Origin of the sequence: Lichenibacterium minor, from assembly GCF_004137685.1 — a bacterium.
GTDB lineage: Bacteria > Pseudomonadota > Alphaproteobacteria > Rhizobiales > Beijerinckiaceae > Lichenihabitans > Lichenihabitans minor.
This window is the reverse complement of record NZ_QYBB01000015.1, coordinates 38626-61297: the sequence shown is the minus strand read 5'-3', so window position 1 is coordinate 61297 and position 22672 is coordinate 38626. Positions and strand designations below refer to the sequence as shown.

At 70.1% G+C, this 22672-nt stretch carries 27 protein-coding genes; 13 read left to right on the top strand and 14 right to left on the bottom strand.

Annotated elements, in window-relative coordinates:
• Positions 1 to 3: 3 nt before the first annotated feature.
• From D3273_RS14340 to D3273_RS14325, 4 genes are all read left to right on the top strand, one after another.
• Positions 4 to 393, top strand: a complete 390-nt coding sequence (locus D3273_RS14340; RefSeq protein WP_129227576.1) for a c-type cytochrome — start codon at positions 4 to 6, stop codon at positions 391 to 393.
• A 644-nt stretch (positions 394 to 1037) separates the two neighbouring features.
• Positions 1038 to 1823: an extracellular solute-binding protein gene (locus D3273_RS14335; protein ID WP_129227575.1), complete on the top strand. Its 786-nt coding sequence runs from the start codon at positions 1038 to 1040 to the stop codon at positions 1821 to 1823.
• The gene (locus tag D3273_RS14330; RefSeq protein ID WP_245501163.1) at positions 1820 to 2308 is read left to right on the top strand and encodes a methyltransferase family protein; all 489 of its coding nucleotides are present in this window, start codon (positions 1820 to 1822) and stop codon (positions 2306 to 2308) included. The genes D3273_RS14335 and D3273_RS14330 overlap by 4 nt, the downstream gene beginning before the upstream one ends.
• A gap of 108 nt (positions 2309 to 2416) precedes the next feature.
• A complete protein-coding gene (locus tag D3273_RS14325) occupies positions 2417 to 2782 on the top strand; it encodes a hypothetical protein (RefSeq protein ID WP_129227574.1) in 366 nt (121 codons plus the stop codon).
• A gap of 79 nt (positions 2783 to 2861) precedes the next feature.
• Here D3273_RS14325 and D3273_RS14320 read toward each other — a convergent pair whose 3' ends face one another.
• From D3273_RS14320 to D3273_RS14300, 5 genes are read right to left on the bottom strand one after another with little or no spacing between them, the layout of a single operon-like run.
• On the bottom strand, positions 2862 to 3635 hold the full coding sequence (locus D3273_RS14320) for a sulfite exporter TauE/SafE family protein (protein WP_207210781.1): 774 nt from the start codon (positions 3633 to 3635) through the stop codon (positions 2862 to 2864).
• A 19-nt stretch (positions 3636 to 3654) separates the two neighbouring features.
• Positions 3655 to 4074, bottom strand: a complete 420-nt coding sequence (locus D3273_RS14315) for a DUF6691 family protein (protein ID WP_129227572.1) — start codon at positions 4072 to 4074, stop codon at positions 3655 to 3657.
• The gene (locus D3273_RS14310) at positions 4071 to 4499 is read right to left on the bottom strand and encodes a YeeE/YedE family protein (protein ID WP_129227571.1); all 429 of its coding nucleotides are present in this window, start codon (positions 4497 to 4499) and stop codon (positions 4071 to 4073) included. The genes D3273_RS14315 and D3273_RS14310 overlap by 4 nt, the downstream gene beginning before the upstream one ends.
• Positions 4496 to 4873, bottom strand: a complete 378-nt coding sequence (locus D3273_RS14305) for an ArsR/SmtB family transcription factor (RefSeq protein WP_129227570.1) — start codon at positions 4871 to 4873, stop codon at positions 4496 to 4498. The genes D3273_RS14310 and D3273_RS14305 overlap by 4 nt, the downstream gene beginning before the upstream one ends.
• Positions 4870 to 5556: a peroxiredoxin gene (locus tag D3273_RS14300; protein ID WP_129227569.1), complete on the bottom strand. Its 687-nt coding sequence runs from the start codon at positions 5554 to 5556 to the stop codon at positions 4870 to 4872. Before D3273_RS14300 ends, D3273_RS14305 begins: the two co-directional genes overlap by 4 nt.
• A gap of 111 nt (positions 5557 to 5667) precedes the next feature.
• On the opposite strand from D3273_RS14300, the gene D3273_RS14295 reads away from it, so the two are divergent.
• Complete coding sequence (locus D3273_RS14295) at positions 5668 to 6963, top strand: NAD(P)/FAD-dependent oxidoreductase (protein WP_129227568.1); 1296 nt, start codon at positions 5668 to 5670, stop codon at positions 6961 to 6963.
• A 7-nt stretch (positions 6964 to 6970) separates the two neighbouring features.
• On the top strand, positions 6971 to 7879 hold the full coding sequence (locus D3273_RS14290; protein WP_129227567.1) for an MBL fold metallo-hydrolase: 909 nt from the start codon (positions 6971 to 6973) through the stop codon (positions 7877 to 7879).
• Positions 7880 to 7893: 14 nt separating this feature from the next.
• Here the strand turns inward: D3273_RS14290 and D3273_RS14285 are convergent, their stop codons facing one another.
• Complete coding sequence (locus D3273_RS14285; RefSeq protein WP_129227566.1) at positions 7894 to 9237, bottom strand: ATP-binding protein; 1344 nt, start codon at positions 9235 to 9237, stop codon at positions 7894 to 7896.
• Complete coding sequence (locus tag D3273_RS14280) at positions 9234 to 9896, bottom strand: response regulator transcription factor (RefSeq protein WP_129227565.1); 663 nt, start codon at positions 9894 to 9896, stop codon at positions 9234 to 9236. Before D3273_RS14280 ends, D3273_RS14285 begins: the two co-directional genes overlap by 4 nt.
• 94 nt (positions 9897 to 9990) lie before the next feature.
• On the opposite strand from D3273_RS14280, the gene dsbD reads away from it, so the two are divergent.
• The 7 genes from dsbD to D3273_RS14245 all read left to right on the top strand — a co-directional run bounded on the left by dsbD (position 9991) and on the right by D3273_RS14245 (position 16905).
• Positions 9991 to 11805 carry a protein-disulfide reductase DsbD gene (gene dsbD / locus D3273_RS14275; protein ID WP_129227564.1) on the top strand — a complete coding sequence of 605 codons (1815 nt, stop codon included), beginning with the start codon at positions 9991 to 9993 and terminating at the stop codon, positions 11803 to 11805.
• 24 nt (positions 11806 to 11829) lie between these two features.
• Positions 11830 to 12468 (top strand): DsbA family protein, encoded by a 639-nt coding sequence (locus D3273_RS14270; RefSeq protein ID WP_129227563.1) that lies wholly within the window; start codon positions 11830 to 11832, stop codon positions 12466 to 12468.
• Between the two features lie 756 nt (positions 12469 to 13224).
• On the top strand, positions 13225 to 13650 hold the full coding sequence (locus tag D3273_RS14265; protein ID WP_129227562.1) for a nuclear transport factor 2 family protein: 426 nt from the start codon (positions 13225 to 13227) through the stop codon (positions 13648 to 13650).
• Between the two features lie 30 nt (positions 13651 to 13680).
• Positions 13681 to 14121 (top strand): DUF305 domain-containing protein, encoded by a 441-nt coding sequence (locus D3273_RS14260; protein WP_129227561.1) that lies wholly within the window; start codon positions 13681 to 13683, stop codon positions 14119 to 14121.
• A 1-nt stretch (position 14122) separates the two neighbouring features.
• Positions 14123 to 15571: a YncE family protein gene (locus D3273_RS14255; protein WP_129227560.1), complete on the top strand. Its 1449-nt coding sequence runs from the start codon at positions 14123 to 14125 to the stop codon at positions 15569 to 15571.
• A gap of 30 nt (positions 15572 to 15601) precedes the next feature.
• Positions 15602 to 16108, top strand: a complete 507-nt coding sequence (locus D3273_RS14250) for a sigma-70 family RNA polymerase sigma factor (protein WP_129227559.1) — start codon at positions 15602 to 15604, stop codon at positions 16106 to 16108.
• Positions 16105 to 16905, top strand: a complete 801-nt coding sequence (locus tag D3273_RS14245) for an anti-sigma factor family protein (protein ID WP_129227558.1) — start codon at positions 16105 to 16107, stop codon at positions 16903 to 16905. The genes D3273_RS14250 and D3273_RS14245 overlap by 4 nt, the downstream gene beginning before the upstream one ends.
• Before the next feature lie 341 nt (positions 16906 to 17246).
• On the opposite strand, the gene D3273_RS14240 is transcribed toward D3273_RS14245, so the two are convergent.
• The 7 genes from D3273_RS14240 to D3273_RS14210 all read right to left on the bottom strand — a co-directional run bounded on the left by D3273_RS14240 (position 17247) and on the right by D3273_RS14210 (position 22661).
• Positions 17247 to 18284, bottom strand: coding sequence for a hypothetical protein (locus tag D3273_RS14240; RefSeq protein ID WP_129227557.1), 1038 nt, complete (start codon positions 18282 to 18284; stop codon positions 17247 to 17249).
• A 438-nt stretch (positions 18285 to 18722) separates the two neighbouring features.
• Positions 18723 to 18902, bottom strand: a complete 180-nt coding sequence (locus D3273_RS14235; protein WP_129227556.1) for a hypothetical protein — start codon at positions 18900 to 18902, stop codon at positions 18723 to 18725.
• 33 nt (positions 18903 to 18935) lie between these two features.
• Positions 18936 to 19334, bottom strand: a complete 399-nt coding sequence (locus D3273_RS14230; protein ID WP_129227555.1) for a hypothetical protein — start codon at positions 19332 to 19334, stop codon at positions 18936 to 18938.
• A gap of 95 nt (positions 19335 to 19429) precedes the next feature.
• A complete protein-coding gene (locus D3273_RS14225) occupies positions 19430 to 20248 on the bottom strand; it encodes a hypothetical protein (protein ID WP_129227554.1) in 819 nt (272 codons plus the stop codon).
• A complete protein-coding gene (locus D3273_RS14220; RefSeq protein ID WP_129227553.1) occupies positions 20245 to 20439 on the bottom strand; it encodes a hypothetical protein in 195 nt (64 codons plus the stop codon). Before D3273_RS14220 ends, D3273_RS14225 begins: the two co-directional genes overlap by 4 nt.
• Before the next feature lie 258 nt (positions 20440 to 20697).
• Positions 20698 to 20925: a hypothetical protein gene (locus tag D3273_RS14215; RefSeq protein WP_129227552.1), complete on the bottom strand. Its 228-nt coding sequence runs from the start codon at positions 20923 to 20925 to the stop codon at positions 20698 to 20700.
• Positions 20926 to 20948: 23 nt separating this feature from the next.
• Positions 20949 to 22661: an exodeoxyribonuclease VII large subunit gene (locus D3273_RS14210; RefSeq protein ID WP_165359495.1), complete on the bottom strand. Its 1713-nt coding sequence runs from the start codon at positions 22659 to 22661 to the stop codon at positions 20949 to 20951.
• Positions 22662 to 22672: the final 11 nt, after the last annotated feature.

The window sequence follows — 22672 nt, the reverse complement described above, 5'->3', positions numbered from 1 at the left end:
GCCATGCCATTCCGACGCCACTCGACAGCACCCCGACGGCACGCCGCCGGCCTGCTGGTTGCCGCAGCAGCCCTGCTGCTCGGCGCCGGATCCGCCTCGGCCGCGGACGCGGCCGACGCGACCGTGTCGGGCGGCGGCGTGACGCTGAAGAGCGCCGTCGTCACGCTCCCCTCGAGCGACCGCGGCTTTCCGCCGGGTCCCCATGCCGACGCGATCGAGAGCAACTGCCTCGCCTGCCATTCCGCCGGCATGGTACTCAACCAGCCCGCCCTGTCGCGGGCGGAATGGCGGAACGAGGTCACCAAGATGGTCAAGGTGTTCAAGGCGCCCGTGTCGGATCAGGACGCCGACGAGATCGTCGCCTATCTCGCGGCCATGAAGGTCGACCGGTAGCCGACGCAGTCCCGGCTGGCAGCGGGGCGACGCCGCCGCGACGGGTGGCCCAGTCCATCTCAGTCACGGCCGCCCGGCGGATTCCAGCGCTGAAACGACCTGACTTGGCAGGCTTGCCCGCATGGCGTCCCCTCGATCGAACGGACCATGTCGGCCGTCGACCCATAGGCGCCGTCGGGCCCGCGGTAGTCGTCGGGCGGGATGACGAGCCGCTCCGGCGCAGCCAAATTGGCTGGCGGACGCGCGGGTCTTGCCTCCGCACCGCCCGTCCCCGAAGCAGCGACGCATGCCAGGGCGAAAGCTATCAGGATGGCGCTTCTCAGATGTGTCATGGTCGCATCTCTAGGTCAGGGGGCGGCATCGTCCGATGCCCATGCCGTAGAGATGATGGTCACTCAGTCCTGAGACCAATATCGATCGACGCTCGTTTCGATCGAGAGAACAGATCGGTTGCCCTGCTTTCTTCGCCCGACCTGCCGACCGCAACCGGCGCTCGGAGATGTTCCGATGGCGGGCGGGCGAAGACGCGATACCGATCGCGAACGACGATCGATTGCGGTCGTAACGCTGCGCGCTGGACCCACGAACACAGGACGACGTCCGCGGCTGCCTCGCGGACATTTCGAGCAACTGGGGATGTCGCGATGAAAGAGACCAACATGCGCACGTTGCGTCAGGCCGGTACGGCCGCGGCACTGGTTGTTCTCTGCTGGAGCGGCGCCGCGGCGGCCGCCGAGACTCTACACGTCTACGGGCCCGGCGGCCCCTTGCCCGCCGTCAAGGAGGCCGCCGCGGCCTACGGCAAGCAGGCCGGCGTCACGGTGGACGTGGTCGGCGGGCCGACGCCGGCCTGGATCGACAGGGCCAAGGCGGACGGCGATGTGATCTACAGCGGTGCCGAGACCATGATGACGGACTTCGCCAACGCGCTACCCGGCGTGCTCGACCCGGCGACGGTCACGCCGCTCTACCTTCGCCCGTCGTCCATCCTGGTGCGGCCGGGCAACCCGAAACACATCGCTGGCTTCGCCGACCTGCTCAAGCCCGGACATCGCGTGCTTGTGGTGAACGGGTCGGGCCAGGGCGGGCTGTGGGAGGACATGGCGGGCCGCACCGGCAGGATCTCCGACGTCAAGGCGCTGCGGGCCAACATCGTCGCGTTCGCCAAGAACAGCGCCGAGGCCAAGAAGGCCTGGACGGACGACACCAGCATCGACGCCTGGATCATCTGGGACATCTGGCAGGTGGCCAACCCCACCATCGCCGACGCCGTGCCGGTCGAGCCAGAGTACCGCATCTACCGCGACACCGGCGTGGCGCTGACAGCCGCCGGTGAGAAGAAGCCCGAGGCCAAGGCCTTCGCGGAGTTCCTGGCCTCCCCGAGCGGCCAGGCGATCTTCGAGCGCTGGGGCTGGACGGCGCCGAGGTGACGACAATCGACGACGGGGCTGCAGCCCCGTCGACCGTGCCATGGCCGCCGCTCGTCGTCGGCGTGGCGGCCGTCGCCGCGGTCGGCCTCGGGCGCGCGCTGCCTCTGAGGCGGCGCCTGCCCACGGGCGTTCGCGCGTTCGGCGCGGCCGCGCTCGCGGCGGGGCTGGCGTTCGACGTCGCCGCCATGGCGACCATGCGCCGGCACCGGGCCAACATTCTGCCCCACCGCCCCGCCACGGCGCTGGTGACGTCGGGGCCGTTCGCGCTGACACGCAATCCCATCTACCTCGGCAACACCCTGGCGCTGGCTGGGGCGGGCATCCTCTCGTCCAACCCCTGGCTGCCTGTGGGCGCTGCCCTAGCCGCGCGTGCCGTGGCGGATCTGGCCATCGTGCCCGAAGAGCGACACATGGCGGCGCGCTTCGGGGAGGACTGGGTCGCCTACGAACGGCGCGTCCCGCGTTGGCTCGGCGTGTCGCGTTGACGACGCCCGACCATCACCACTTCGTTCACGGACACGGGCTCTCGCGATCGCGCGAGGCTGGCGCTCGATCGACCGGATCGGCGCGCCACCGATGCGCGGAGGACGAGGATGGGCGGTGCAGCGCGCGTGAAGGTGGCGGTCGTGTCCCTCAGCACGGTCCTGGAGCTGTGTACACAGGCTTGGGCTTCCCCGCCGTCGCCCTGGATGACGGGGCGCTGGTCCAGCGACGGCTGCGACGACCCGTCCTCGCCCGGCACACGCTTCCTCGGGCCGGACCGGACGCGGTCGAAAGACGACGACTGCAGGATCGCCCTCGCACCTGGGCCGGACAGGACCCGCAGGGCCCAACCGACCTGCCGCTACCCCGGAGCACAGGCCGACACGGCCGACGTCGTGCTCGACGTGAGGAGCCCGACGGTCGTCGACTGGATGAACGAATGCGTGAAGGTGACGTACCGCTACTGCGAACGATAAGGATCGACGCGATGGGCCCGGACGAGGCCCGCGTGGCCGCGACGGCGATGTCGCGAACCACCTCGTTCTGGATCGGCCCTCAGGTAGCCATGCTGCCGACCGTGCGCCACAGCATGTAGGCCGCCACCACGAAGATCACGCCAGAGAAGAGACGCGTAAAGGCGGTGTGATGCGGCGCCAGCGCGGAGGCCATGCGCCTGCCGGCGAGGCCGCCGAGCACGCCGCCAACGACGTAGAGCCCCGCGACCGGCCAGTCGACCAGCCCCGAGGCGGCGTAGTTCAGCGCCGTGGCAAGGCCGAAGGTCGCCACCGCGAGCAGCGACGAGCCCACCGCGAAGATCATCGGCATGCGGGTCGACACCAGCAGGCCCGGCACGATCAGAAAACCGCCACCGATGCCGAAGAACCCCGAAAGGCCGCCGACCGCCAGCGCGGCACCCGACACCCGCGGCAGTTCCTTGCCCAGCGTGCATGTCCGATCGGCCTCGGCGGCGGCCGGCTTGGCCCGGAGCATGAGCAGCCCGACCACCATCATGAGGACGGCGAACAGGAACAGGAGGCGCTGGCCGTCGAAGTGCTTGCCCAGCGTCGAGCCGACGAGGGCGCCGAGCGTGCCCACGGCCGCGAAGATCAGGGCGCTGCGCCAGCGGACGTGGCCGCAGCGGGCGTGGCCGGCGAAGTTGAACAGGGCGTTGGCCGATACCGACAGCGCCCCCGTGCCGATGGCGACGTGCGGCGGCAGGCCCACGACGTAGAGGAGCAGCGGCGTCGCCATGATGGAGCCGCCGCCGCCGATCAGCCCCAGCGTGAGGCCGACGAGGCCGCCGCAGAATACGGCGAGGGACAGGTGCAGCGGGTCCATGGCGGTCCTCTCAGGATTTCGCGGGGAGCGCGCGGTGGAGCGCCATGCCGGCCAGCATGGCGGCGACGAACAGCGCGCCCTTCGGCGGCAGCAGCGGCAGGGCCGCGAGCGCGGGGCCCGGGCAGAAGCCGGACAGGCCCCAGCCCACCCCGAACAGCGCCGCCCCGACGAGGAGCCGCGCATCGACGTCGGTGCGCGTGGGCAGGTCGAAGCGCGTGGCGCAGAGCGGGTGTCCCATACGCCGCGCCGCGCGGTAGCCGAGCGCCGACACGCCGACGGCGCCCGCCAGCACGAAGGCGAGCGTCGGATCCCAGGAACCGGCGACGTCGAGAAAGCCGAGCACGCGGCGCGGGTCGATCATGCCCGACAGGGCCAGCCCCGCCCCGAACAGCAGTCCGGCCAGGAGGGCGACGGCGACGCGGACCCTCACGGGAGAATCCCCAGGTGGCGCGTGGCGAAGACGTTGAGGACCGCCACGGCCATGAAGGTCGCGACCGCGGCGGCCGAGCGGCCCGACAGCCGGGCGAGGCCGCACACGCCGTGGCCGCTCGTGTTGCCCGAGCCGAGCCGCGTGCCGAAGCCGACCAGCAGCCCCGCGACGACGAGGACGGGCCAGGGCGCCTCGATCTGCACCGCCGGCCAGCCGCCCGACGCGGCGGCGTAGAGCACGGGACCGAGGACGAGGCCGAGCAGGAAGGCGCCGCGCCAGGGCGTGTCGTGGTCCGGGCGGCCGAGCAGGCGCGCCGCGATGCCGCTGATGCCGGCGATGCGGCCGTCCGCGACGAGAAGCAGGGCCGCCGAGGTGCCGATCAGGGCGCCCCCGGCGACGCCCCGCAGGGCGTCGGCCGCCGTCATGCCGGCCTCCCGACGCTGGCGAAGGCCGCGCCCATCAGGGCGGACGCGGGCCGGCGGATCGGGACGGCGGGCGCAGGTGCCGACGACCCGGCCAGGCCCAGCCCCGCCGCGAGGCCGCGCACCAGCGCGGCTCCGTCGGGCTCGGACAGGGCGTAGATCACCGCCCTGGCGTCGCGGCGGGAGGCGATCAGGCCCGCTTCCCGCAGCACTGCGAGTTGCTGCGACAGCGCCGGCTGACGCATGCCGAGCTCCGCCTCGATCGCCCCGACGGCGCATTCGCCGTCGAGCAGGCGCAGGGCGATGCGCAGCCGCGCCGGGTTGGCGAGGGCGCGCAGCCGCTCTGCCGCCGTGTCGAGCTCAGGCGGCGCCGTCACGGGTTACCGCCCTCCGGCCCGGGCAGCGGCCCGGTGCGGTAGTACCAGCCGCCGTCCCGGTCGTCCGGCAACGCCTCCCCGCCGAAGGTGAGGGACGGCGGCAGGATCACCGCATCCCCCGGGCGCCAGCCTTCGGGCGTGTTGACCCCGTGCCGGTCGGACGTCTGCAGGGCCTCGACGAGGCGCAGCAGCTCCTCGACGCAGCGGCCGGTGGTGAGCGGATACCAGGTGATGGCCCGCACGATGCCGTCGGGGTCGATGACGAAGACGGCCCGTACCGCGGCCGCATTCGCGGCGCGGGCGTGGATCATGCCATAGGCGCAGGCGATGGCCATCGAGGGGTCCTCGACGATGGGGAAGCCGATCTCGACGCCGAAATCCTCGCGGATGGAGCGCAGCCAGGCGAGGTGCGACAGCAGGCTGTCGACCGACAGGGCCAGGAGGTCGCAGTCCATGGCGCAGAAACGCGGCGCGGCGCGGGCCAGCGCGATGAACTCGCTCGTGCAGACGGGGGTGAAGTCGCCCGGGTGCGAAAAGAACACCAGCCAGCGGCCGCGATAGTCGGCGAGCGAGCGCTCGCCCATCGTGGTGCGGGCGTGAAACTCCGGCGCAGGGTCGTAGAGGAGAGGCGGCCCGCTCAGGGCGTGGCCGAACGCTTCGGTCGAAGTGATGGATGGCTGCATGGACAGAGGTTACGAAATCACTTGCATGTTTGCCATAGGCGCATAACTTTGATCGTGCAATCATCGCAGCCGGCCCGCCGGGCTTCCGCCGCACCCGCCGGAGGCCCTGCTATGAACGCGCCCTTCAGACCTGAGTCCGTCGGCTCCACGCTGTCCGGTCGCCCGGCGGCCGAGCGCCGCTTCACCGTCGTCATCGTCGGAGGCGGCGCCGCCGGCATCACCGTGGCGGCCGAGCTGCGGCGCCACCGGCCGAAGGCTAGCGTGGCGATCGTCGACCCATCCGAGACGCACTCCTACCAGCCGGGATGGACGCTCGTGGGCGCCGGCGTGTTCACGGCCGAGCAGACCCAGCGGCGCGAAGAGACCCTGATCCCGTCTGGCGTGACCTGGATCCGGCAAGCCATGGCGCTGTTCCACCCGGACGCGGACGCAATCGAACTCGCGGACGGCAGCCGCGTCGGCTACGACCAGCTCATCGTCTGCCCCGGCCTGCAGCTCGACTGGGGCAAGGTGCAGGGGCTCGAGGAGACGCTCGGCCGCAACGGCGTGTGCAGCAACTACCGCATCGACGCCGCAGCCTACACATGGGAGTGCGTCAAGGGGCTGAAGGGCGGCACGGCCCTGTTCACCCAGCCGCCGATGCCAATCAAATGCGCCGGCGCCCCACAGAAGATCATGTACCTGACCGCCGACCGGTTGCGGAAGCAGGGCCTGCTCGCCGCGACCAAGATCCGCTTCTGCCTCGCCGGCGACGTCCTCTTCGGGGTGCCCTTCTTCGTGCCCCCGCTTCAGGCCGCCGTGGACCACTACGGCATCGACGTGGCCTACAAGCACAACTTCACGGCCGTCGACGGCCCGGCCCGGCGGGCGATCTTCACGATCACGGGCACGGACGGGTCGAGCCGCGAGGAAGTCATGCCGTTCGACATGCTGCACGTCGTGCCCCCGCAGAGCGCGCCCGACTTCGTCAAGCGGAGCCCGCTGGCCAGCGAGGCCGGCTGGGTGGAGGTGGACCCCTCGACGCTGCGCCACGTGCGCCACGCCAACGTGTTCGGGCTCGGCGACGCCGCCGGCACCACCAACGCCAAGACTGCGGCCGCCGTGCGCCTGCAGGCGCCAGTGGTGGTGCGCAACGTCGTGGCCGCACTCGACGGCAAGCCGCTGACCGCAAGCTACGACGGCTACGGCTCCTGCCCGCTCACCACCGCCTACGGCGAGGTGGTGATGGCCGAGTTTACCTACGGTGGCAGGGTCACGCCGAGCTTCCCGCTCGACCCGCGGGTGCCGCGCTCCAGCATGTGGCACCTCAAGACGCGTTTCCTGCCCCACCTCTACTGGAGCTGGATGCTACGCGGCAGCGAGTTCGACATCAAGCACCGCGAGCGATCGTTCGCGAAGGCGGCGTGAGGAAGCCGTGCTGAGCGCCATCTCGCCCACCCGTGCGGGCGGCCCCGAGGTGACGGGCTTCTACGACCCCCGCACCTTCAGCATCCAGTACATCGCGGCCGACCCGGCGACGGGCCGCTGCGCGCTGATCGACCCTATTCTGGACTACGACGAGAAGTCCGGATCGACATCGACGGCGAGCGCCGACGCCCTGCTCGACGCCGTGCGCGAGCGCGGCCTCGAGGTGGAGTGGGTGCTCGACACCCATCCCCACGCCGACCACCTATCGGCGGCACACTACCTCAAGGGCCGCACCGGCGCCCGCACCGCCATCGGTGCCCTGGCCGTCGAGATGCAGCGCATGTGGCGAGGCATTTACAATCTCCCCGCCGCTTTTCGTTGCGACGGCTCGCAGTGGGATCGGCTGTTCGCGGACGGCGACAGGTTCGAGATCGGGCACCTGCCGTGCCGCGTGATCCTGTCGCCCGGCCACACGCTCGCCTCGGTCACCTACGTGGTCGGCGAGGCGGCCTTCATTCACGACACCCTGTTCATGCCGGACGCGGGCTCGGCGCGGGCCGACTTCCCGGGCGGCGACCCGCGGCAGCTGTGGCGCTCGATCCAGGAGATCGTCGCCATGCCGGACGGCACGCGGCTGTTCTGCGGCCACGACTATCAGCCCGGCGGGCGCGAGCCGGCTTGGGAAAGCACGGTGGGAGAGCAGAAGCGGTCCAACAAGCACGTCGCGCCGGGGATGGACGAGGATGCCTACGCCGAACTGCGGTCGGCGCGCGACAAAACGCTGCCGATGCCCAAGCTCATCCTACACGCCCTGCAGGTCAACGTGGCGGGCGGGCGCCTGCCCGAGCCAGAAGCCGACGGGCGCCGCTACCTCAAGATCCCGCTCGACGCCTTTCCGAACGCGAACTGGGGCTGAGGCTGCGCCGGCCTTCACGCCGGCAGGTCGACCTCCGCCCTGAGGCCGGTCCCTTCCGGGCGGTTGGCGAGGCTGAGGCGGCCGCCGCAGCGCCCGAGCGCGAGGTCGACGATGGCGAGCCCGAGGCCCGTCCCGGTCGGGCTGCGGTGGCGCCCTCGGAAGAAGCGGTCGCGCACGCGCCCCAGTTCGTCGTCCGGGATGCCGGGCCCCTCGTCCTCCACCGCGAGCAGCACGCGGCAGCCATCCCGTCGCCCGGACCAGCGCACGGCGCCGCCTGCCGGCATATGCTGAACCGCGTTCTCATGCAGGTTGCGCAGCGCGAGCGCGAGGCTGTCGCGGTCGGCGTGGCACGACAGGGCGAGGAGCCCCGGGTCGACGCGCGTCTGCACGCCCTGGGCGGCGTCGGCGGCGGGGTCGACCACGTCGCCCAGCACGTCGCCGAGGCCGACGAGGTCGCGCCGTCCCCCGTCCACCATGGCGTCGAGGCGCGAGGCGGCGAGGAGCTGTCGGATCAGCCGCGTCGCCCGGTCGACCCCGGCCAGGATCTGGCGCAGGGCACGCTCGCGCGCGGCCGCGTCCGACGTCCCCAGGGCCACCTGCGCCTGGATCTTCAGCCCAGCCAGCGGGGTGCGCAGCTCGTGCGCCGCCATGGCGGTGACGGCGCGCTCGTGTTCCCGCGCCGCCTCCAGCCGGCGCAGCAGCGCGTTGAGCGCGGCGGCGAGCGGGCGGATCTCACGCGGCGCGTGACCGGGATCGATCGGGCGCATGTCGCCCGCCCCGCGCTCCTCCACCTCCCGCGCCATGGCGCGCAGCGGCCTCAGGCCGCTGCCGAGGCTCGCCCAGATCAGCGCCGCCAGCAGCGGTACGATCAGCGCCGCGGGCGCGAGCAGGCCCTTGATCAGGTCGCGCACCAGCCGCTCGCGCAGCCCGAGCCGGTCGCCCACCACGACGCGCACGCCCTTGGCTGCGTCCTCGACGGTGAAGACGCGCCAGCGCTCGCTATCGATGGTCCGCTCCGAGAAGCCACCTTCGCGGCCGAGCGCCTCCGCGGGCGCGCTGTCGGAGCTCGCCATCAGGCGGCCGTCGAGCGACCAGATCTGGCACGACAGCTGGTGCGTGTAGCCCTCGCGCGCCGACGCGCCCCCAAGCAGCGGGTCGGCCGCCGCCACCGCGGTGCGCGCGCCGTCGGCCGGCGCGACGAGCGAGTCGACCATGCGCGCGGCTTCCTGCAGCCGCGTGTCGAGCACGTGCTCCAGCTCGCGGCGCGTACCGAGGTCAATCCACACGACGGCGCTCACCCACAGGGCGCCCGTCGCCAGCGCCAAGATCGCGAAGAGGCGCAGGCGCAGGGACCTCACGGCGCGACCCTCGCCCGATAGCCGAGGCCACGCACCGTCTCGATCGCGTCGCGGCCGACCTTGTTTCGCAGGTTATGGACATAGACCTCGACGGCGTTGCTTTCGACGCCCTCCTGCCAGCCGTAGAGCCGCTCCTCCAGCTCGGCGCGCGAATGGATGACACCCGGCCTCTCGACCAGAGCCTGGAGCACGATGAACTCGCGGCGCGACAGCGCCACGGGCCGCCCCGACACCGTGGCGCCGAGCGTGGCCGGGTCGAGCACGAGGTCGCGCCATGCGATCTTCGCGGCGGCCCGCCCCTCCTTGCGGCGCGCCAGCGCCCGCAGGCGCGCCGCAAGCTCGTCGAGGTCGAAGGGCTTGCCGAGGTAATCGTCCGCGCCCGCGTCGAGGCCGCGCACCCGGTCCGCCACCTCGTCAAGCGCGGTCAGCAGCAACACGGGGGTGCGGTCGCCCGCCGCGCGCATGTCCCGCAGGAGGTCGAGGCCAGAGCCGTCGAGCAGCATGAGGTCGAGCGCCACCGCGTCGTAGGCGCCGCAGCCGAGCGCGTGCCGGCCGTCGGCGATGCCGCGGACGGCGTCGACCGTCGCCCCGGCGAGCGCCAGCCCGGCCGCGATGCCGTCGGCCAGGAGGTCGTCGTCTTCCACGAGCAGGACGCGCATCATCTCCTCCGCCGCCCGGCGAGCGCTCCCGAGCTTAAGGCTGGCTTAAGCTCGGGTCCCAAGGTGATTCCATCGTCGCCGTCCGAGACCCGCCATGGCGCTCCGCCGCATCTTCTTCGCCTGCCTCCTCGGCCTCGGAGCCACCGCGGCCCACGCGGCCTCCCGTCCCCCGACGGCCGAGCAGGTGTTCCACCTGTCGGCGGCAAGGGCGGCGGACGGCGGCCTCGCGCTCGACTGGACCATCGCGCCCGACGCCCACCTCTACCGCGACCGCATCGCCGCAGCGACCGCGGACGGGGGGCCCGTGCCGGTCGCCGACCCGCCGGGCCTTTCCGAGGACGATCCCACCTTCGGCCCGAGCGAGGTATACCGCGGCGCGGCCCACGCGACCGTGGCGGCGCACGATCTGCCGCCATCCGGCGACCTGATCGTGTCGTACCAGGGGTGTTCGGACCGCGGGCTGTGCTACCCGCCGGTGGCGAGCCGCGTCGACCCCGTCACGCTCGCGGTCGAGGCCGCGGCGGCGCCCGTCCTGGCCGACGCGCCGGTCTCCTCCGCGCCGGTCGCGGCACCAGCCCCCGTCGAGGCCGCCCCCGCCCCCGCATCGCCCGCCCCCGCATCGTTTTCCGGGCCGTCGCTGTCGGGCGCCCTGCTGCCGACCCTCGCGACCTTCTTCGGCCTCGGGCTGCTGCTCAGCCTCACACCCTGCGTGTTCCCGATGGTGCCGATCCTAGCCGGCGCCCTGGCGAACGGTGGCCGGCCCACGGCGGCGCGGGGCTTCCTGCTCTCGTGCTGCTACGTGCTGGCCTCTGCCTCCGCCTACGCGCTCGTAGGGGTGGCGGCGGCGTGGTCGGGCGAGAGCCTGCAGGCGGCGCTGCAGCGGCCGGCCGTGCTCCTCGCCACCGCGGCGCTCTACGCCGTCCTGGCGCTGTCCATGTTCGGGCTCTTCGAGCTACAGGTCCCGAGCGCGCTGGCGACCCGCCTGTCCGGCATCTCACCCGCGCGGCGGGGCACCCTCGCCGGCGCGGCCGCGCTCGGCTTCGTGTCGGCCCTGGTGGTCGGGCCCTGCGTCACGCACCCGCTCGCCGCTGCACTGCTCTACGTCGCGCGCACCGGCGACGCCCTGCGCGGCGCCTCCGCGCTGTTCGCGCTCGGCCTCGGCATGGGCCTGCCGCTCGTCGTCGCCGGCACATTCGGCTCGAAGCTGCTGCCGCGCTCGGGCCCCTGGCTACTGGCGGTGCGACAGGCGTTCGGCGTGGTGTTCCTGGCGCTGGCGATCGGCGTCGCCGGGCGCGCGCTGCCGGATTCCGCGAGCCTCGCGCTCTGGGGCGTTCTCGCGGTCGGGACCGGCGTCGTGGTCGGCGGCCTCGACGCGCTCGCGCCCGGTGCCGTCACCGCACTCCGCCTGCGCAAGGCGGCCGGCCTCGTCGCGACCGCGTACGGCCTCGCGCTGCTGGTCGGCGCGGCGGGCGGCGCCTCGGACCCTCTGCAGCCGCTCGGCTTCCTGGCCCGCGGCGAGACCGTCGCGGGGGCCATGCCTGTCGTGGAGGCCGCGGTCGTTCGCTCGCCCGAGGCGCTCGACGCCAGCCTGGCCGGGGCCGCAGGCCGACCCGTGATGGTCGACTTCTCCGCCGCGTGGTGCACCGCCTGCCGGGCCTTCGAGCGCGACGTGCTGGCCGACCCCGCCGTGCGGGCGCCGCTCGCCGCGGGCGTGCTCTTGATCCGCGCCGACGTGACGGCGTCCGACGCCGGCGCCCGCGCCTTGATGAGCCGCTTCGACGTGGTCGGGCCGCCCACCGTCCTGTTCCTGTCGCGGGGCGCCGAGATCCCCGGCACCCGCCTCGTCGGCGAGCCGAGCCGCGCCGCCTTCGACCGCGCTCTCGACCGCGCCGGCCTGCCCTCAACCTGAACGTCACCCGAGGAGACCGATCCGATGAACCGACGCAGCTTCAACTGGACGATCACGGCCTGCGCCCTGGCCCTCGCGGCGGCGCCGCTGCTCCGCGCCACGCCGGCCTGGAGCGACGGAATCGACGTGAACCAGATCCTGCACGACCCGGACGCGCCCGTGGCCGGCAACCCGAAGGGCGACATCACGGTCGTGGCCTTTCTCGACTACAACTGCCCCTTCTGCAAACACGCGGCGCCGGACCTCGCCAAGCTGGTCGCGACGGACCACGGCGTGCGCCTCGTCTACAAGGATTGGCCCATCCTGACGCCGGCGTCGACCTACGGCGCCAGGATGGCGCTCGCGGCCAAGTACCAGGGCAAGTACGACGCCGTGCACGCCGCCCTGATGGCGATCCCGGGCCGGCGCATCCCGGAGGAGCAGATGCGGGCGGCCATCGCGGCGTCGGGCGTCGACATGGACCGGCTCGAGGCGGACGCCAAGGCGCATGCGGCCGACATCGACGCGCTGCTCAAGCGCAATCTGGCGGAAGCCGACGCGCTCGGGCTCGAGGGCACGCCCGTGTTCCTGATCGGTCCCTTCAAGGTCGCGCAGGCGCTCGACTACGACGGGTTCAAGGACGCCGTCGCCAAGGCCAGGGCACGGGCCAAGACCGGCGGCTGAAGAGCCGGACGACGACATCGGGAGGAGGTGGTGGGATCGGCGTGGGTTCGGTCTTCCCGGTCCTGGCCGGGCGGCTACCAGTCGGGCAAGTTCGACGCTTGGCGCGATGGCGAGCGTTCCAACGACCCGCTGGCGCTGATGAAGGTCGGCTTCGGCGCGGTGCTGAGGGGACCGGCGGGCCGGTGCCGGAGTCCGCTTTGGCCGGTGATCCCGCCACCAGGGCCTATAGGTCGTCGGCGGCCGTGGCCGTGCTCGCCGCGACCTCCAGGGGGCAGGTTTCCCGCCTTCGTATCGATAATTGAGCTGACCCAACGTCTCGGCATGTTGATGGTGTCCGTGCCGATCGTGGTCGGCGGTGCCATGCTGGTAGCGCGTTCCGTGGAACGGCTCTGCTTTCCATGCCTGTATCATCCACGACGGCTCGAAGGCGGTCGACGCGGCGGGTCCGCCCGCCATCCCGGTCGCGGCCCGCTGTGACGATCTCCTGCGGATTTTGCCGGACGGCGATGCGCCTCCACCTCAGGCTATCGACGAACGGGGACGACCGGTCGGCGCGGTCTCGTTTTGGCGGGCTCGCCATCTTTGCCGTGACGACGGGCGGATCGCCACCGTCACGGCTGACGACATCGTCGACGCAGCGAAAAAGGGCGGCCCCTGACGCTCCGCTCGACAAAATGGGATTGCAGCATTGGAATAAACCCGGACACGGCGGCGTCTCTCTCTCCGTTACCCCTTCGATACGGAGATGCCGACGTGATGAAGACTGCCTCTCTCGCCCTCGTGCCCCTCGCCCTCGCAGCCCTGTCCGCGCCTGCAGTGGCAGGCCCGGCCGCCGACATGGCCCAGGCCCACATCGCCGCCATCGCCAAGGGCGACGTCGCCGCCGTCATGGCCTCGACCGCTCCGGGCGCCACCCTGCACTGGATCGGCGGCCCGCTCGACGGCACCTACGCCTCAGTCGATGCGCAGAAGCCGGTCTGGACCAAGTTCACGTCGGCCCAGGGCGACCAGAAGGCGACGGTGTCGGACCTGAGCGAGGCCGCGAACCCCAAGGGCGCCACGGTGACGGCCAACGTCGTCTTCGCCGGCAAGAACGCCGTCAAGGTGCGTTACGTCATGCTCTACACGGACGGCAAGCTCGTCGACGAAATCTGGCAGGTCGATCCCAACGGTAAGTATTGATCCAGCAATCAAATCGGCCGGAGTCCTGCCATGGCATCCAACCGTCTTCGTCTTCGTGCCGCGACGGTCATCGTCATCGCCGCGGGGACCCTGGGTCTTGTACGTCCGGTCGTCGCCATCGCGGGGGCCGATACGTTCACCGCGATGATGGATGCCGCCATGGCGACGATGGATCGCGCCATGATGGCGCCGCTCAGCGGCGATCCCGACCGGGACTTCGCCGCCATGATGATCCCACACCATCAAGGGGCGATCGACATGGCCGAGGCCGAACTCCGCTTCGGCCACGACGAGAGGCTTCGCCGGCTGGCCCAGGCCATCATCGTCGAGCAGCGTCAGGAGATCGTCGTGATGCGCGACGCCCTGGCGAGCCTGCCACCGGCGCCGCCCGCCGGTGGCATCAAAACGCATGCCTCCATGCCCACCATGTCGATGGGCGGCATGCAGAACCCGATATCCAAAGGTCATTGAGATGAGATCCTCACTCGCCGCCCTGCTGCTCGGCACCGCCGCGTCGCTCGCCGTCATTCTCCCCCAGGCCCGAGCCGGACAGGTCCCCGGCCTCGCCGCGTCGCCGGACATCCCCGTCAGCCATCGCGACCGCTTCTACACATCGGACCAGTTCTCCAACACCGTGTCGGTGATCGACCCCGCGGACAACAAGCTGCTCGGCGTGATCCGGCTCGGAGACCAGACCCCTGGCAACCTGAGCCCCCTCTACCGCGGCCAGCTCCTCGTCCACGGCATGGGCTTCTCACCCGACCATAAGACCCTGCTGTCGGTGTCGATCGGCTCGAACTCGGTCACGTTCATCGACACGGCCACCAACGCGGTGAAACACACTACCTACGTGGGCCGCTCGCCGCACGAGGCCTTCTTCACGCCGGACGGCCGGGAAGTCTGGGTCAGCGTGCGCGGCGAGAACTACATCGCGGTGCTGGACGCTGCCACCTATGCCGAGAAGAGCCGCATCACGGTGCCGAACGGCCCCGGCATGGTGATCTTCTCGCCCGACGGCATCTACGCCTATGTGGTGTCGAGCTTCACGCCCGAGACCGTCGTGGTGTCGACCGCCGATCATGCGGTTGTCGGCCACGTCAAGCAGGATAGCCCGTTCAGCCCCGACGTCGCAGCGACGCCGGACGGTCGTCAGGTCTGGTTAACCCTGAAGGACATCGGCCGGACCATGGTGTTCGACGCCAAGCCCCCTTTCGCGGTGCTGAAGACCATCGACACCGGCCCCATCACCAACCACGTCAACATCGTGCGCAACGCTCACGGCCAGTTCGCCTATGTGACGGTGGGAGGCCTCAACGTCGTGAAGGTCTTCGACACCGCCAGCTTCGCCCAGGTGGCCGAGATTCCGACCGGCGCGCTGCCTCACGGGCTCTGGCCGTCGGGCGATGGCACGCGGATCTACGTCGGCCTCGAGAACGCCGATGCGGTCGCGGCTATCGACACGCTGACCAACACTGTCACGGCCACGATTCCGATCGGCCAAGCGCCGCAGGGCGTGGCCTACGTGCCGGACGCCGTGCCCGAGGGTCCCGGCACCGAGAACCTGCAGCCGCTCGGCGTCGCCGCGAATGCCGCCCATCTCACGCTCGGGAGTGCGGTCGCCAAGGCGGACACCCAGGTGTCGCTGTTCGATCAGGGCCTCGTCCAGGTGCTCCAGGCCGCCGTGACGGGACTGAAGCCGAAGCAGCCCTATGTCTTGGCCCTAGCCGACGACGCCAAAGGCACGGGGGCGCTCCAGCCGCTCGCCAGCTTCATGACCAATCCGGCCGGCGCCGCCATCGTCAACGCGGTCGGGCCGATCCGACAGATCGTGACGGGCGACGGCGGGGTCGCGAAGCGCTATCTGGTGATCGCGCCCGCGGAGGGCGGCAAGCCGGGTGCCCCCATCCAACTGCAGCAGTAGCGGTGCGGGCGGCGGCCGGGAGCGGGAGCGATGTCGAGCAGGATCGCGGCCGAGGTCGAGCCCCACATCCCGGCGCTGCGGCGCTATGCCTACGCGTTGACGCGTGATGCCGCGGCGGCCGACGACCTCGTGCAGGACACGCTGGAGCGAGCGCTCGGCCGCTGGTTCCTGCGCCGGCCAGACGGTGACCTGCGGGCCTGGATGTTCACGATCCTGCACAACCTCTACATCGGCGGGAAGCGCCGCGACCGCCGCCGCGGCGCCATGGACGAGCTGAATGACCAGGATACCCCGACGCCCCCAGACCAGGATGGCGCCCTGCTGCGGCGCGACATCGTGAGCGGCCTTCGGAGCCTCAGCGAGGAACAGCGCGCTGTGCTGCTCCTGGTCGGGGTCGAGGGCCTGTCCTACGAGGACGCCGGCACCGTGCTCGGCATCCCGCTCGGCACCGTGATGTCGCGGCTGAGCCGGGCGCGCGAGAACCTGCGCCGTCTGCTCGACGGCGAGCGGGCACCCGCCCTGCGGAGGGTGAAATGAGCGACCCCAGGCCGATCGGCGAAGACGATCTCCAAGCGGCGCTCGACGGCCGTCTCCCGCCCGAGCGGCGCGCCCTAGTGGAGCGCTATCTGGCGGCTCATTCCGAGGCGGCACGGCGACAAGACGCCATGGCGGAGAACGACCTCGCGCTCCGCGAAGCCCTCCAGTCCAAGTTCGAGGAGCCTATACCGGCGCGGCTGCGCGTGGACCGTCTCCAGGCCGAGATCCGACGCGGCCGCATGCAGATGCTAGGTCGTGTCGCCGCCGTGCTGGCACTTGTCGCGCTGGGCGGCGGAGCGGGGTGGCTGGCCCACGGCGGATTCGCAGGAACGCCCGATCCCGATCGTCGATTGACCGCCGACGCGGTGGCGGCCTACCGCACTTTCACGGTCGAGATCCGTCACCCGGTCGAGGTCCGGGCCGAGGCGGGGGACGCGCAGCTCTCGACTTGGCTGTCGAACCGGCTCGACCGCAGCATCGTGCCTCCTGACCTCGGGCCGCAGGGGTTCCGCCTTATGGGAGGACGCGTGCTGCCCGATGGCGCGGGGCGCACGGCGGCGCTGATGATGTATGACGATGATCGTGGCATACGGCTCACCGTCTACGCTCGGGTCGGCATGGTGGCAGGCACGGACTTGCGCTTTTCGGAGAGCGATGGGATCTCGACCTTCTACCGCTCAGAGCGCGACCTCACCTTTGCGGTCTCTGCCCAGATGGATCGGGCGGGCCTGCTCGCTGTCGCGCAGGCGGCGGCGCTGCAGTTCGAAACGGCTCCGAGAGATGCTCCTCGCCTATAAGGCGATGTCGAAGTGCTTCGTCCCGAAATGTTTGAAGTCAGACGACCACGGATAGCGTCATGCTGACTGGCACACGAGCGCCCGCTTATTCCAGCCGCTCCCTCAACAGCGGCCGTTCCGCTTTCCACCCAGATCCGCCGTTCCCATGTAACAAGCCCGACGAGCGTTCCGAGGATTTCGTTGCGGCAGAATACGATGCTGCTGACCCGGCCTGAGAAGCAGCAGCTTCAGGTATCGGCTGCATTCGAGATCTTTCGCTTGAGACATCAACAGGGGCGGCGGGCAAGCGGGCATCGCCGCACACAGGACCATTCGTTGGCTGCGGCAACCCAGATCGCCGTTCAGGCAGTGGCCTCGATCAGACGCCACGCCACCCGATTGATGTTACGTCGTCCGACATGCACGTGCTCACGGGCCGCGAAGTCTTGGGCCTCGTAGTAGATGGCGGTCTTCGCCTCTTCGTCGCCGCCCGCTCGTCGGCGATCCTCCTGCATTCGCCGACCGGCCTCGACGAGGGCTGCAGCTACGCCGTCTCGTGGCTGCAGGGTGTGAACAGTCCAGCCCTCACCGTGGCGGATCGAGGCTGCCAAGAGAAGCACGGCATTCGAGGCTTTCGCACCCGGCTCCGCTGCGACCGCGGCGTCACCGTCAGTCTTGACGCGCACAGCCTCGATCATCTCACGTCGCATGTCGGCCCCCAGGTCTAGCGCTTCGTTGATCAGCCACACAAATAATGCCACCCCACGCGCTTTTGCGCTTTTCATCTTCGGATAGTGAAGGTCAGACGGCAAGCTGATTGCCGATGTATCGATGCCGAACCATTCGGCCGCCAGCGCATCCAGTCGGACGAGGTGCCGCCCTCTGCAGATGGGCGCGGCCATGTGGGTCTCATCAATCTGCTCCACTGGATCGGTGACGACACTGCAGTTTCCATACAGCTCGTGACGAAGCACATCGAACGCAGGCAGGTCGATATCGATGCCGAGCAGCACGTCAGCATAGTCACCGTCATCCTCGTCGGCTTCGAGCAACAGCGGCACGAACAAGGTCTCACCTTGCGAGATGTATAGGGCCCACGACAGGATGATCGCCATGTTGGCGAGCCTCGCCGACGGCCAGCCTGCGGCCCGGGCCTGTTGGTCGGTATAGAGCGTGACGGCGCCGCGGTGATGGCGCATCGCCACTGAAATCGCGACAACTCTGCGCACGAAAACTTCAACCCCATCATGCGGGTCCGAAGACGGTTTTGTGTCGGGCAGACGTCGGAGTTGCACCTCTGCGTCTCCGTGTGCCAGTGTCGCCATCACATCCGGTTCGACTCCAAAGGTTTGCCGGACGAGACGGTCGATCAGTTCATAAGAGCTCAGGATTTGTGTCATGGTATTCGCCTTTTCTAATTTTCTGCCTGGGGTCAATCCATCATTGGATCAACTCATACTTATTGCGTGCTGATGCCTGCTTTGGTGAAGGGTCAACTTCGTCTCGGTCTCATTCCGGTCTGTTAATCGAGGCTCCACCGAAACTGATCCTGCTCGAGTCCTGGGTAACTACGAGCTCTGCGGCTGTGTGACGGCAGCCTGTGGAGCGGCGCCGCATCGCGGTCGTGTCCAGGCCTCCCAGAACCTCGTCAGGGATGCGGCACGACCCGCCCCGGCGCAGGGTCGAGGTGATGAGCCTCGGCCAGCGGACAGGCGTGGCTCCGGCCATGGCGACGCTGTCTGCAGATCGCCTGAGCTGACGTGACTGGTCCATCGGCGCCAAGGTGCATCTCGACCCGGCCTCCACCTCGACCCGGCCTCCCGAGAGCCCAGAGTTTGTCACCCGGCATCCTGCAGGTGAGCGCCTGGGGGTGCCGCGGTCACCTTCGCGCCCTCGCCGGTTTCGCCGATCTTGTCGCTGCCGCTGCCTCTCGCGCGCTCGAACTCGGGCGGCTTACCGACGCCGGTGGTCAGCTCACCTGAGCGAGCTTCACCGGCCGCCCGTCCGTCGTCCTTCATCGTCCCCGCCGACCGTGGATGATCCGTCAGCGGTCAGAACCCGACATCGATCTCCTCGAGCTCCGCCAAACCTATCCCTCTCGCAGCGGCATTCACGAGCGCGGTCAGCACGACTTGCACGAGATCCTCCCTCGCCTCGGATCGATGGTGGAACGGTGTGGATTCGATCAACAGCCAGCGCTCGTCCCATCGCTCGACGGCATCGAGGGCGAGCGCCTGCCAGTCCGACGTCAATCGTGCCGGCACGCAGATCGCGGCGTCCGGCCCTTCGTCCGGTGGATCGGCAACAGACCAGATCGCCAGCCTGATCATGCCCGGACGATTTCTCGACGTGACGTGGTCGACGCAGGCTTGCAAAGACGGGCTCGAGAACTGTGGCTTTGCAGGACGACGTGGCGCCTCCACGACATAAAATCGGTCATTCTCGTTCATCGGTATCTCCTCATCTCAGTGTTGAAAGCGAAGGCGGTCTCTGTATTGATCTGCTGCGTGGCGCGCCCTTCACGAATCTCGACGAGTCGCCGGGCTCAGGTCTTTCCGTGTTGGACCTCGGTGACGCGTCGGTCACCTCGCTCGATCCTGACCCGGAGGATCGCCGCCGCCAGGGGGCGCCGCCGTTCCAGGGTGCGCATCAGGATACCGAGCGTGTTTCGATCCTCATCCTCGGCGAGGAGCGAACCCATCGGGCGCGCGCAGACCGAGAAGGCGATCCGCTCGAGCCAGTTCCAGGCCCCCTTGGTCGAGGCCCCCCGCTTCCGGAGCACGATCACGTCCGAGATGATCTGGATGGCATCGGCCAGGGTCCGGTCCACGTCACCGGCTGATGCCGCCGTAGCGTAGAGCGCGAGATCGCCGGTGGGGATTGCCTGGGCCGGAAGCACGGCGAAGCCGGGCTCCGCCGCCTGGGTCCCGCCCTCCAAGCTCGACGTCAACCATCCTCCGAGCCGGTGGCCCTGCATCGGCAGGCCGGCGGTCATCCGCATCTCGGCCTCGACCGACAGGCCCGCGTCGAGCAGGCTGCTCAGGTCGTCCCGTCGCGTCTCGTCGACGATGGTAGCGATGAAGTCCCTCAGCGCCGCGCGCTTGGCGCCGAAGTCCTGCGCCGATCGCGCCGGCGTCGCCACCAGACGCAATGCCTCCACGGCGGCGGTCATTGCGGCCCCCCGCGCGATGCGGTCATCTCCCGATCCAGCGAGGACAGCGCTGGCCCTGGCGTGTCGAACCACCAGACGGCCCTGGTCACCTGTCGCGAGAGATCGCGCGCCGGCGTCGTAGCGCGCCTGACGATCCGGGGCGACCAGCTGCCCGTTCTCCGTGCCGGTCATGCCGCGATCCGCTTCGGTCATCGGTTGTCCCCTCGCGAACGAGCGCCGACCGCGAGGCCGATGTCGCCAGCAAGGCTGCGTCGGGATGCCGACAATCGACGCACCTGCTCGGCCGTATGCGTCTGCCCTGTCGGAACGTCGGGATCGACGATGGATGTCTGGCTGACCAGGGCTTCGATCGGTTCATCCGCGATCGATGCAGATTGGGTCATGGCGTTTCTTCCGTCCTTCTTTAATGCTGGGGTTGATCCTTCGCTGGATCGTACTTGTCTGCTCCGAACCTCACAGGATGTCCGGCCGTCGCTGATCATGAAGGCTTGCCGGGCAACGTCGGACGGTGACGCCCGCGACCGATCCCGCGGGCGCGTGGCGATCCCTGGAGGTCTGGACCGGGCGCGACCGAACAGCCTGATAGGGCATCCTCGTGCCGACCGGCCCTGCTCGCCCGTCATCGGTGATGCGGTGACCCGTCAGACGTTCGCTTCATCGGCAGCCTCGACCTCCGCCTCCACCTCGCGACGGATGGATTCGAGCCTCGATTTGCAGGTGGCATAGGCCAGTCGAGCCGCTCTCAGGTCTTCCACTATACTGTCTACGTTTGCGGCAGAACCTGACGTTTTGAGCTTCTCAGCGATCTGCGACAGAAGAGCGTAGGCGGAAGCGTAGGTCTCGGTGCCGGTGGGGATACCAGTCTTCATGATTTTTCTCCGAACGGGTTGGGTTATGTGGTTAGCCGTACGGCGATCATGCCGTCGGCGAGGCTGAGGACGAGGTCCACGGCCGCCGTGGCGGCCGCGACGGAGGTGATGAGGTGCCCCTGCCCGTCCATCACCAGGACAAAGCCTCGACGCAGGATGTTGGCAGGGTCTGCGCCGTCGAGTGTCGCCAGCGCGCGATCCAGTGCGGCTTCAGCCGCGGCCAGGCGTCGATCGACGGCGGTCTCGATCGCTTCGAGCAACCGCAGGATTTCGACGAGCTGGGCACGGCACGTTTCGGCGACCGCGGCCTCGATGGTGGCGACCGCGCGGCTCCCGTCATCCGTACTGGTCACATGCCTCTGGCTTCGCTCACGGACGGTCTGCGTGAGCGCCTCCAGTTCCGATGAAGCGCGGGCGACCTTGGCGACTGCGGCTGCTTTCGCCGCCCCGCCGAGCGTCAGAAGAGTCGTGGCCGCTGTGTCGAGGAGCGAGACGGCACGGTCCGCAACGACGTCGAGGTGGCGGGCGCCATCATCGGCCCGGTCGCCATCCCGTCTTGCCCGGGCCCGGATCGCCTCCATCAGCGCAGCGAGTTCGGACGTCGTTCGGCCGAGGTGGAGGGGCAGTACCCCGGCGACGTCAGCCACGATGTGGTCGAGAGCGTCGTCGAGACGCGCCAGCTGCCCGCGCGCCTGTTGGGCGGCCTCGCGGACCGCACCCCAGTTGCGGTGTAGACGCTCCGAAGCGACACCGGCGTGCCGGAGCGCCTCGGCCGTGACGAGCCGCTCGGTGGCGGCCAACCTAGGCGCAGCCCGATCGACGCCGCCCGATGCGGCCGCCAGGATGGCGGCATAATCGATCCGCGCGCGCCGGGCAGGCTGCACAATCAGTTCTCGAACAAACGCCAGGGCCTTGCTGGGCGTGTCCGTCCGCAGGGACACATCGTCGGCCAGGGTCGAGTCCGAGGCGTGGCCGATCCCGGTGATGATCGGCACCGGCGCCGTCGCGATGGCGCGGGCGAGCCCCTCGTCGTCGAGCGGGGCGAGACCAGCCCGAGCGCCGCCTCCGCGTACAACCAAAAGTAGATCAGGCAGGACTCCGTCGAAGCTCGATGTGGCGCGACCGACAGCCGAGGCGAGCCCCGCCGCCGCATCTGCGCCCTCGAACGGCACCGGCATGGAACGGAACGTGAGAACGCCCGCTGCTGCCCAACGACGCAACTCACCCGCAACATCGGCCCAACCGGCGGCATCGTGCGGATGCACGACCGTGACGCGCGTCACATCGCGCGGGAGCGGCAACTGGCGCTGCCGGTCCAGCAGCCCCTCGGCACGGAGGCGGGCGCGAGCCGCCTCCACGGCCCGCGCCACCAGGGACGTTTCCAACCCCGGTGCCAGCGCCGTCACCCGCGCCGAAAGCCCCCATCGTGCGTCGAAGTTGCAGCGGAGCTGCAAAACCGCCGTGAGCCCGGCTAGATGGCCGGCGATGATGGCGTGCCCGGTGACCCGACGCAGCGCTTCGACGGCAGAGTCCGGCAGGTAGGCGCGCAACTGCCCGCTGGCTCCAGACGCTTCCGCCTCGACCAGCTCCAATGTATGGCCGCCGCGCGCGGGCTTAGCAGCGGCCACTGCCGCCAACACCCACATCGGCTCGGGCAGTCCCACCCGCACGGCCTCGCCGGCGCGCGCCAGCAGTCGGCCAAGCGTGACGGTGCCGGGCGGCGTGGCGCTGATCATTGCCGCGGTGT

Excerpts from the sequence above, each read along its gene's own strand:
- D3273_RS14240 (WP_129227557.1), bottom strand. The coding sequence starts at position 18,284 with ATGACACAAATCCTGAGCTCTTATGAACTGATCGACCGTCTCGTCCGG.
- D3273_RS14270 (WP_129227563.1), top strand. The coding sequence starts at position 11,830 with ATGAACCGACGCAGCTTCAACTGGACGATCACGGCCTGCGCCCTGGCC.
- D3273_RS14300 (WP_129227569.1), bottom strand. The coding sequence starts at position 5,556 with ATGCAGCCATCCATCACTTCGACCGAAGCGTTCGGCCACGCCCTGAGC.
- D3273_RS14245 (WP_129227558.1), top strand. The coding sequence starts at position 16,105 with ATGAGCGACCCCAGGCCGATCGGCGAAGACGATCTCCAAGCGGCGCTC.
- D3273_RS14235 (WP_129227556.1), bottom strand. The coding sequence starts at position 18,902 with ATGAAGGACGACGGACGGGCGGCCGGTGAAGCTCGCTCAGGTGAGCTG.
- D3273_RS14255 (WP_129227560.1), top strand. The coding sequence starts at position 14,123 with ATGAGATCCTCACTCGCCGCCCTGCTGCTCGGCACCGCCGCGTCGCTC.
- D3273_RS14225 (WP_129227554.1), bottom strand. The coding sequence starts at position 20,248 with ATGACCGAAGCGGATCGCGGCATGACCGGCACGGAGAACGGGCAGCTG.
- D3273_RS14265 (WP_129227562.1), top strand. The coding sequence starts at position 13,225 with ATGAAGACTGCCTCTCTCGCCCTCGTGCCCCTCGCCCTCGCAGCCCTG.
- D3273_RS14335 (WP_129227575.1), top strand. The coding sequence starts at position 1,038 with ATGAAAGAGACCAACATGCGCACGTTGCGTCAGGCCGGTACGGCCGCG.
- D3273_RS14260 (WP_129227561.1), top strand. The coding sequence starts at position 13,681 with ATGGCATCCAACCGTCTTCGTCTTCGTGCCGCGACGGTCATCGTCATC.
- D3273_RS14280 (WP_129227565.1), bottom strand. The coding sequence starts at position 9,896 with ATGCGCGTCCTGCTCGTGGAAGACGACGACCTCCTGGCCGACGGCATC.
- D3273_RS14325 (WP_129227574.1), top strand. The coding sequence starts at position 2,417 with ATGGGCGGTGCAGCGCGCGTGAAGGTGGCGGTCGTGTCCCTCAGCACG.
- D3273_RS14310 (WP_129227571.1), bottom strand. The coding sequence starts at position 4,499 with ATGACGGCGGCCGACGCCCTGCGGGGCGTCGCCGGGGGCGCCCTGATC.
- D3273_RS14340 (WP_129227576.1), top strand. The coding sequence starts at position 4 with ATGCCATTCCGACGCCACTCGACAGCACCCCGACGGCACGCCGCCGGC.
- D3273_RS14230 (WP_129227555.1), bottom strand. The coding sequence starts at position 19,334 with ATGAACGAGAATGACCGATTTTATGTCGTGGAGGCGCCACGTCGTCCT.
- D3273_RS14215 (WP_129227552.1), bottom strand. The coding sequence starts at position 20,925 with ATGAAGACTGGTATCCCCACCGGCACCGAGACCTACGCTTCCGCCTAC.
- D3273_RS14295 (WP_129227568.1), top strand. The coding sequence starts at position 5,668 with ATGAACGCGCCCTTCAGACCTGAGTCCGTCGGCTCCACGCTGTCCGGT.
- D3273_RS14220 (WP_129227553.1), bottom strand. The coding sequence starts at position 20,439 with ATGACCCAATCTGCATCGATCGCGGATGAACCGATCGAAGCCCTGGTC.
- D3273_RS14210 (WP_165359495.1), bottom strand. The coding sequence starts at position 22,661 with ATGATCAGCGCCACGCCGCCCGGCACCGTCACGCTTGGCCGACTGCTG.
- D3273_RS14250 (WP_129227559.1), top strand. The coding sequence starts at position 15,602 with ATGTCGAGCAGGATCGCGGCCGAGGTCGAGCCCCACATCCCGGCGCTG.
- dsbD (WP_129227564.1), top strand. The coding sequence starts at position 9,991 with ATGGCGCTCCGCCGCATCTTCTTCGCCTGCCTCCTCGGCCTCGGAGCC.